This window comes from Arthrobacter sp. (assembly GCF_030540645.1).
GTDB lineage: Bacteria > Actinomycetota > Actinomycetes > Actinomycetales > Micrococcaceae > Specibacter.
The window spans coordinates 24026-30300 of the sequence record NZ_JAUNVV010000040.1; the positions used below are offsets into that span (position 1 = coordinate 24026).

The window sequence follows — 6275 nt, forward strand, 5'->3', positions numbered from 1 at the left end:
CGCCGTCGTTCCGGGCTTCCCAATCCCACGCCGTCCACGTGGCAGGCAAGCCATGATGCAGGGGTTCCAGCACGGAAGTGATGTACCGTTCCACTCCGCCGACGAGCCCGTCCCAGCCGGGGTAGATGTCTTCAAGATGGAACAGTGAGACGGTGCGGTGGCGGCGGAGCAGTGCAGCCAGTTCCACGGCAATGGTCGTTTTTCCGGCGCCTGAACGACCGTCGACCGCGATGATCACCGGACGCTGGGGTGCGTGGGAGGGACTAGCCACGTGCATGCGCCAGGATGCCGGGAATCGCTGAGGAGATCAGGTCCCAGCTGACTTCAAAGTCCTTCGCGTTGCCGAACCAGGGGTCGTAAATACCCTGTTGTGCGGGTTGGGCGTGTGCCATGTCGGGGTCGAAGGAGCGCAGCATGCGTACCTTCTCTGCTGCTTCCTTGTTCGGGGCCAGTGCTCGCAGAGCCTCATAGTGGTCGGTGTCAAGAGCCAGAATCAGATCCCGTTCGGCAAACCAAGACGGCTTGAACTTACGTGCCGCGTGCGCTGGCGTGACGATGCCGTGGCGAGCCAGGATTGCCTTGGCACGAGAGTCAATTGGGTTGCCAATTTCCCACGCCGACGTCCCTGCGGAGTCGACGACCAAGTCCAGTCCGGCTTTTTCGGCGGCATCTGCCAGCATGAACTCGGCCATGGGGGAGCGGCAGATATTGCCGGTGCACACGGTAATGATCCGGAAGGGGGTGGTCATTGAAACAGTCTATCGGCGCCTGCCGCTGGGTGGTGGCGAAGGGTCTTGGCGAAGTGTGCTGGGATGAGCTACACGAGGGCGAGCAAGATGCCAACGCCAATGAACAGGATGCCGAATATTCTGTTCAACAGCAGTTGCCCGCGCTCGCTGGTGGTCAGGTGCTTGAGTTGCTTGGCGCCGGCGGCAAAAACGAACCACATGACGATGACGTCAATGAAGACCACTGTGGCGGTCAGGATGACGTACTGGGGAAGCAGCGGATCGTGCGGACGGATGAATTGCGGCATGAACGCCAAAAAGAAGACGATCGCCTTGGGGTTGAGTAAGTTGACCCAGAGCCCGCGGCGGAACATCGACGGGCCGGACTCGACAATGGAAGGCGTGTTGCCGCCGTCGTCCTTCTCTGCCTTGGCCAGCAGCTTCATGACGCCCAGATAGACAAGATAGGCGGCGCCAACGTAGCGGATCATGGCGAACAGGAATGGCGAGCTGGAGACGAGAATGCCCACGCCGGCAGCCACAATGACGACGTGGATGACAAGGGCCAGCTGCTGGCCCAGAATGCCCCAGAAGGAGCGGCGGAAACCCGAAACGAGCGCGTTCGACATGGTGTTGATGGCACCCGCACCGGGAGTCAGGCTGATCATGGCGCCAGCGCCGGCAAGGGCCAGCCAAAGGGAAAATTGCACCCGCCAAGCCTACAGCGCCTACCGCGCGAGAATGCTCTCCGCAGCTGGCTCAGCCCCAGCAGACGGGTGAGTTTGCGGACGCACGCCTCGGCGCGGCCATTGGACCTGATGGGGCTGGACTTCACGATCGACAGCAGGCGCAACAGGTTGGAATCCGCCAGCGCTTTGAGCAAGCTGGCCTTTGCCAGGGCGTCGTGGGTCCTGTGATTGAGGTTCCCGTCCTCGGCGCCCTGGTTTATGCTGCACTGTGGGCACGCAAACACTATTTCACCTCGAAGGAATCGCCATGACTGAACAGAAACCTTCCGTACTCTTCGTCTGTGTGCACAACGCCGGACGCTCCCAAATGGCGGCAGCGTATCTGCGCGAATTGGCGGGCGGGGACATCGAAGTCCGTTCTGCCGGCTCGGCCCCGGCGGCGTCGGTGAACCCGGCAGCGGTGGAAGCGATGGCCGAGGACGGAATCGACATGTCGGCGGAAACCCCGAAAATTCTGTCGGTGCAGGCCGTGGAGGAATCCGACGTCGTCATCACCATGGGCTGCGGCGACAGCTGCCCCATCTTTCCCGGCAAACGCTACGAAGATTGGGAGCTGGCGGATCCAGCCGGCCAAGGAGTGGACGCCGTCCGGCCCATTCGAGACGACATCAAGGCTCGGATCCAACTACTGATCGCTGAACTGCTGCCTCCGGCCTAGCGCCACCTTGTTGTGCGGGCTTATGCCTCCGACGTGCCGTTGCGAAGAGCCCGCTCCAAGCCACGGTCAGGGACCAGCCAGAGGCCGGCAACTATGGCGTAGGCGGCAAGCCCGAACATCGATGATATGAAAGTCAGTGCACAGCCGGCCACATAGATGACGGGTGTGCTGCGAGCCTTCACGTTCCTGCCGATGGCCGTTGCAAGCGGGCCGTTGTGTCCCTGCTGGCGGATGAATCCAGCCTGCAGGATCACATACGCCACCGCGGCCAGCCCCGCCCAATCGGTTGTCTGCGGTGTTTTGAACTCGAGCACCATGATGGTGATGAGGATCGCCAGCACGCCGTTGCTAAGCGCCTCCAGACGGCTTTTGTCCATCGTGGACTCTCCTCGTTAGCTCCGCCCTTCCGGCTAAGCCAGGGCGATGATCTCGGCGTTCGGCATGACAAACCAGCCATCCTCGCTGTCGCCCCAGGCGCGCCAGCCCGCAGCGATGTACGCCAGCCGTGCAGCGTCAGCCAAGCCGTAGGCCACAGCCTGCTTGGCAAGTGCCGACTGTTCCACCCGCTCGGCCCAGTCGTCGGAAAGCCAGCTGCGCTGTTTGGCCGTTGCATACAGCCAGTTGCTGCTGGACAGTGTGACATCGGCAAATCCTGCCGCTTGTGCCCAATGAAGCAAGCGCCGACCAGCGTCCGGTTCGGCGTGGTTGTGCCTGGCCACATGCTGGTAGAGGTCCATCCATTCCTCCAGTTCGGGCAGTTCCGGGTACCAGAACATCCCGTGGAAATCAGCCTCCCGCAAAGCCACGACGCCGCCCGGTTTCGCCACGCGGCGCAGTTCCTTCACGGCCGCGACAGGGTCGCTCAAGTGCTGCAGGACTTGATGCGCGTGGACCACATCAAAGCTCCCGTCCGGAAAATCCAGCTGGTAGATATCCCCCACCGCAAAACTCAGGTTTTTCAGCTGCTGCCGGCTTCCCAATACTGTGGCGGCTGCAACGACTTCCGGTGACCGGTCAAGGCCCAACACCTCACCGGGAGCCACCAGGCGGGCAAAATCAGCAGTGATGGTGCCCGGTCCGGAACCCACGTCCAGGACACGATGCCCTGATTGAAGATATGGAATCAGATAGCCTGCGGAATTCGCCGCAGTCCGTGACGCATGCGACCGCAATACGCTCTCATGGTGGCCGTGGGTGTAGACATCTCCGTGTTGCGCGCCGGAATGCTGGGCTGGGGGCGTTTGCTCGCTCATGAAAGGCAGCGTACGCCCACGGCAGTGCCACGACCAGAGCCAGTTAAATTCTGGACGAAGGCAGGAAAGTTGTAACGACGCACCGTTGTCCGCCAGCCGTGCGCCATTTCTGTTCCTGCGCATCGTTACCAGACAACGGAACGCGGCTGCAGCACAAAAACCAGCGCTCCGACGTCGTTCTTGTTCGCTCAAAGTGAAAGTTGAGTCAACTACGCTCAACTCTATTTGACATGGAAGCGAGGCTGAGTAAAGTTGAGTGCAGAACGCTCAATACCGCTGGTTGAGCGACCCGCCGCCAACGTGGCGGACCAGTTCACTCAGCGTCTCATGAAAGGAATCACTCTTATGTCACGTGCCGTAGGTATTGACCTCGGAACCACCAACTCAGTCGTCTCCGTCCTGGAAGGCGGCGAGCCCACCGTCATCGCCAACGCCGAGGGCGGGCGCACCACTCCTTCAGTGGTTGCCTTCTCCAAGAGCGGGGAAGTCCTGGTTGGCGAGATCGCCAAGCGCCAGGCCGTCAACAACATCGACCGCACCATCGCCTCCGTCAAGCGTCACATGGGCACCGACTGGAGCATCGGGATCGATGACAAGAAGTACACGGCGCAGGAAATTTCCGCCCGTATCCTGATGAAGCTCAAGAACGACGCCGAAGCTTACCTGGGTGAAAAGGTCACCGACGCAGTGGTCACCGTCCCCGCGTACTTCAACGACGCCGAGCGCCAGGCCACGAAGGAAGCTGGCGAAATTGCCGGCCTGAACGTGCTGCGCATTGTCAACGAGCCCACAGCTGCCGCGCTCGCGTACGGCCTGGACAAGGGCAAGGAAGACGAGCTCATCCTCGTATTCGACCTCGGTGGCGGAACGTTCGACGTCTCGCTGCTGGAAGTTGGCAAGGACGAGGACGACTTCTCCACCATCCAGGTTCGTGCCACGTACGGTGACAACCGCCTCGGCGGCGACGACTGGGACCAGCGCATCGTTGAGTACCTGCTGAACCAGCTCAAGGTCAAGGGCATCGACCTGTCCAAGGACAAGATCGCCCTGCAGCGTCTGAAGGAAGCCGCTGAGCAGGCCAAGAAGGAACTCTCCTCCTCGTCCAGCACCAGCGTTTCCCTGCAGTACCTCTCCGTCACCCCCGACGGTCCGGTGCACTTGGACGAGCAGCTGACCCGCGCCAAGCTCCAGGACCTGACCAAGGACCTGCTCGAGCGCACCAAGAAGCCGTTCAACGACGTCATCAAGGAAGCCAACATCAAGGTTTCCGACATTGACCACATCGTGCTCGTCGGCGGCTCCACCCGCATGCCCGCCGTCGTCGAACTGGTCAAGGAATTGGCTGGCGGCAAGGAGCCCAACAAGGGCGTCAACCCGGATGAGGTCGTGGCCGTTGGTGCCGCACTGCAGGCCGGTGTCTTGAAGGGTGAGCGCAAGGACGTTCTCCTGATCGACGTCACGCCGCTGTCCTTGGGCATCGAAACCAAGGGCGGTGTCATGACCAACCTGATCGAGCGCAACACGGCCATCCCGACCAAGCGTAGCGAGACCTTCACCACGGCAGATGACAACCAGCCGTCGGTGGCCATCCAGGTCTTCCAGGGCGAGCGTCAGTTCACCCGCGACAACAAGCCGCTGGGCACGTTCGAGTTGACGGGCATTGCTCCTGCTCCTCGCGGCGTCCCGCAGGTTGAGGTCACGTTCGACATCGACGCCAACGGCATTGTGCACGTGTCCGCCAAGGACAAGGGCACCGGCCAGGAGCAGTCCATGACCATCACGGGCGGCTCCTCGCTGTCCAAGGATGACATTGAGCGCATGGTTCGTGAAGCTGAAGAGCACGCCGCCGAAGACAAGACACGCCGCGAGGCAGCAGATCTGCGCAACTCCGCAGAGCAGCTGCACTACTCCGTCGACAAGGTCTTGGCCGACAACGACGACAAGCTGCCCGAGGACGTCAAGAACCCGGTGAAGGAAGATGTCACCGCGCTCAAGACCGCTCTGGCCGGCGACGACGACGATGCCGTAAAGGCCGCGTTCGAGAAGCTGCAGGCTTCACAGTCCAAGCTGGGCGAGTCCATCTACGCCGCAGCCCAGGCTGAGGGGGCCACAGCTGACGCCGGCGAATCTTCCGACGGCGCCGCACCGGAAGGCGCGCCTGAAGAGGACATCGTTGACGCAGAGATCATCGACGAAGACGCAGACGAGAAGAAGTAACCATGTCTGAGTCTGTGAATCCCGAAGGAAACGAGCCCGTAGAGCCGGTTCTCGAGCCTGACGAAAGCACTGCCGATACCCAGGGAGACGCCCTGTCCCAGGCGGAGGACATCCTCAACGGTCTTGAGGTCCCTGCCGAGGAATCAGTCGCCCAGGGTGCCGGTGACGAAGCAGCAGAGCTGAAGAATGACCTTCTTCGCCTGCAAGCCGAGTACGTGAACTACCGCAAGCGTGTAGAGCGCGACCGCGCAGTTGCCGGACAGATGGCTGTCATCGGAGTCCTCAACTCGCTGCTTCCCGTGCTCGACGACATCGACGCAGGACGTGCCCACGGCGACATCGCCGACGGACCGTTTGCAGCGATCGCCGGAAAGCTGGAGACTACGCTCGGAACGTACGGCCTGGAACGGATCGACACCATCGGTGTTCCTTTTGACCCGACCGTGCACGAGGCGCTCATCCAGCAGCCTTCGGCCGACGTCGAAATTGACACCGTCAGCCAGGTGCTGCGCAACGGCTACAAGTCCGGCGAACGCATCCTGCGCGCCGCACAGGTAATCGTGGCAGTACCCGAGTAGCAACAACACCTTGCTGGGCGGGGGGGGGGGGGGGGGGCCGCGCGGGCCCCCCCCCCCCCCCCCCCCCCCCACACCCCCACCCAAATATTAGT

At 61.9% G+C, this 6275-nt stretch carries 7 protein-coding genes and 1 pseudogene; 3 read left to right on the forward strand and 5 right to left on the reverse strand.

The annotated features are described in order from the left end of the window. From Q4P21_RS09240 to Q4P21_RS09250, 3 genes and pseudogenes are all read right to left on the reverse strand, one after another. Positions 1-271, reverse strand: a pseudogene (locus tag Q4P21_RS09240) (aminodeoxychorismate synthase component I); the annotation flags it as partial. Further along, positions 264-749, reverse strand: coding sequence for a low molecular weight protein-tyrosine-phosphatase (locus tag Q4P21_RS09245; RefSeq protein ID WP_303388490.1), 486 nt, complete (start codon positions 747-749; stop codon positions 264-266). The gene Q4P21_RS09245 and the pseudogene Q4P21_RS09240, both read right to left, overlap by 8 nt. A gap of 68 nt (positions 750-817) precedes the next feature. Further along, the gene (locus Q4P21_RS09250; RefSeq protein WP_303388491.1) at positions 818-1438 is read right to left on the reverse strand and encodes a LysE family transporter; all 621 of its coding nucleotides are present in this window, start codon (positions 1436-1438) and stop codon (positions 818-820) included. A gap of 286 nt (positions 1439-1724) precedes the next feature. On the opposite strand from Q4P21_RS09250, the gene Q4P21_RS09255 reads away from it, so the two are divergent. After that, positions 1725-2135 (forward strand): arsenate reductase ArsC, encoded by a 411-nt coding sequence (locus tag Q4P21_RS09255; protein WP_303388492.1) that lies wholly within the window; start codon positions 1725-1727, stop codon positions 2133-2135. Positions 2136-2155: 20 nt separating this feature from the next. Here Q4P21_RS09255 and Q4P21_RS09260 read toward each other — a convergent pair whose 3' ends face one another. Both Q4P21_RS09260 and Q4P21_RS09265 read right to left on the reverse strand, forming a co-directional pair. Continuing rightward, on the reverse strand, positions 2156-2512 hold the full coding sequence (locus Q4P21_RS09260) for a TMEM175 family protein (RefSeq protein ID WP_303388493.1): 357 nt from the start codon (positions 2510-2512) through the stop codon (positions 2156-2158). Between the two features lie 33 nt (positions 2513-2545). Then, on the reverse strand, positions 2546-3388 hold the full coding sequence (locus tag Q4P21_RS09265) for a methyltransferase domain-containing protein (protein ID WP_303388494.1): 843 nt from the start codon (positions 3386-3388) through the stop codon (positions 2546-2548). 345 nt (positions 3389-3733) lie between these two features. Here Q4P21_RS09265 and dnaK point away from each other — a divergent pair, with 345 nt between their 5' ends. Together dnaK and Q4P21_RS09275 are read left to right on the forward strand one after the other, a co-directional pair. Next, a complete protein-coding gene (dnaK, locus tag Q4P21_RS09270) occupies positions 3734-5605 on the forward strand; it encodes a molecular chaperone DnaK (RefSeq protein ID WP_303388495.1) in 1872 nt (623 codons plus the stop codon). A gap of 2 nt (positions 5606-5607) precedes the next feature. Continuing rightward, complete coding sequence (locus tag Q4P21_RS09275; RefSeq protein WP_303388496.1) at positions 5608-6183, forward strand: nucleotide exchange factor GrpE; 576 nt, start codon at positions 5608-5610, stop codon at positions 6181-6183. Positions 6184-6275: the final 92 nt, after the last annotated feature.

What these genes read in the sequence shown, in the direction of transcription:
- Q4P21_RS09265 (WP_303388494.1), bottom strand. Translation starts at nt 3,388, where the DNA reads ATGAGCGAGCAAACGCCCCCAGCCCAGCATTCCGGCGCGCAACACGGA.
- Q4P21_RS09275 (WP_303388496.1), top strand. Translation starts at nt 5,608, where the DNA reads ATGTCTGAGTCTGTGAATCCCGAAGGAAACGAGCCCGTAGAGCCGGTT.
- dnaK (WP_303388495.1), top strand. Translation starts at nt 3,734, where the DNA reads ATGTCACGTGCCGTAGGTATTGACCTCGGAACCACCAACTCAGTCGTC.
- Q4P21_RS09245 (WP_303388490.1), bottom strand. Translation starts at nt 749, where the DNA reads ATGACCACCCCCTTCCGGATCATTACCGTGTGCACCGGCAATATCTGC.
- Q4P21_RS09255 (WP_303388492.1), top strand. Translation starts at nt 1,725, where the DNA reads ATGACTGAACAGAAACCTTCCGTACTCTTCGTCTGTGTGCACAACGCC.
- Q4P21_RS09260 (WP_303388493.1), bottom strand. Translation starts at nt 2,512, where the DNA reads ATGGACAAAAGCCGTCTGGAGGCGCTTAGCAACGGCGTGCTGGCGATC.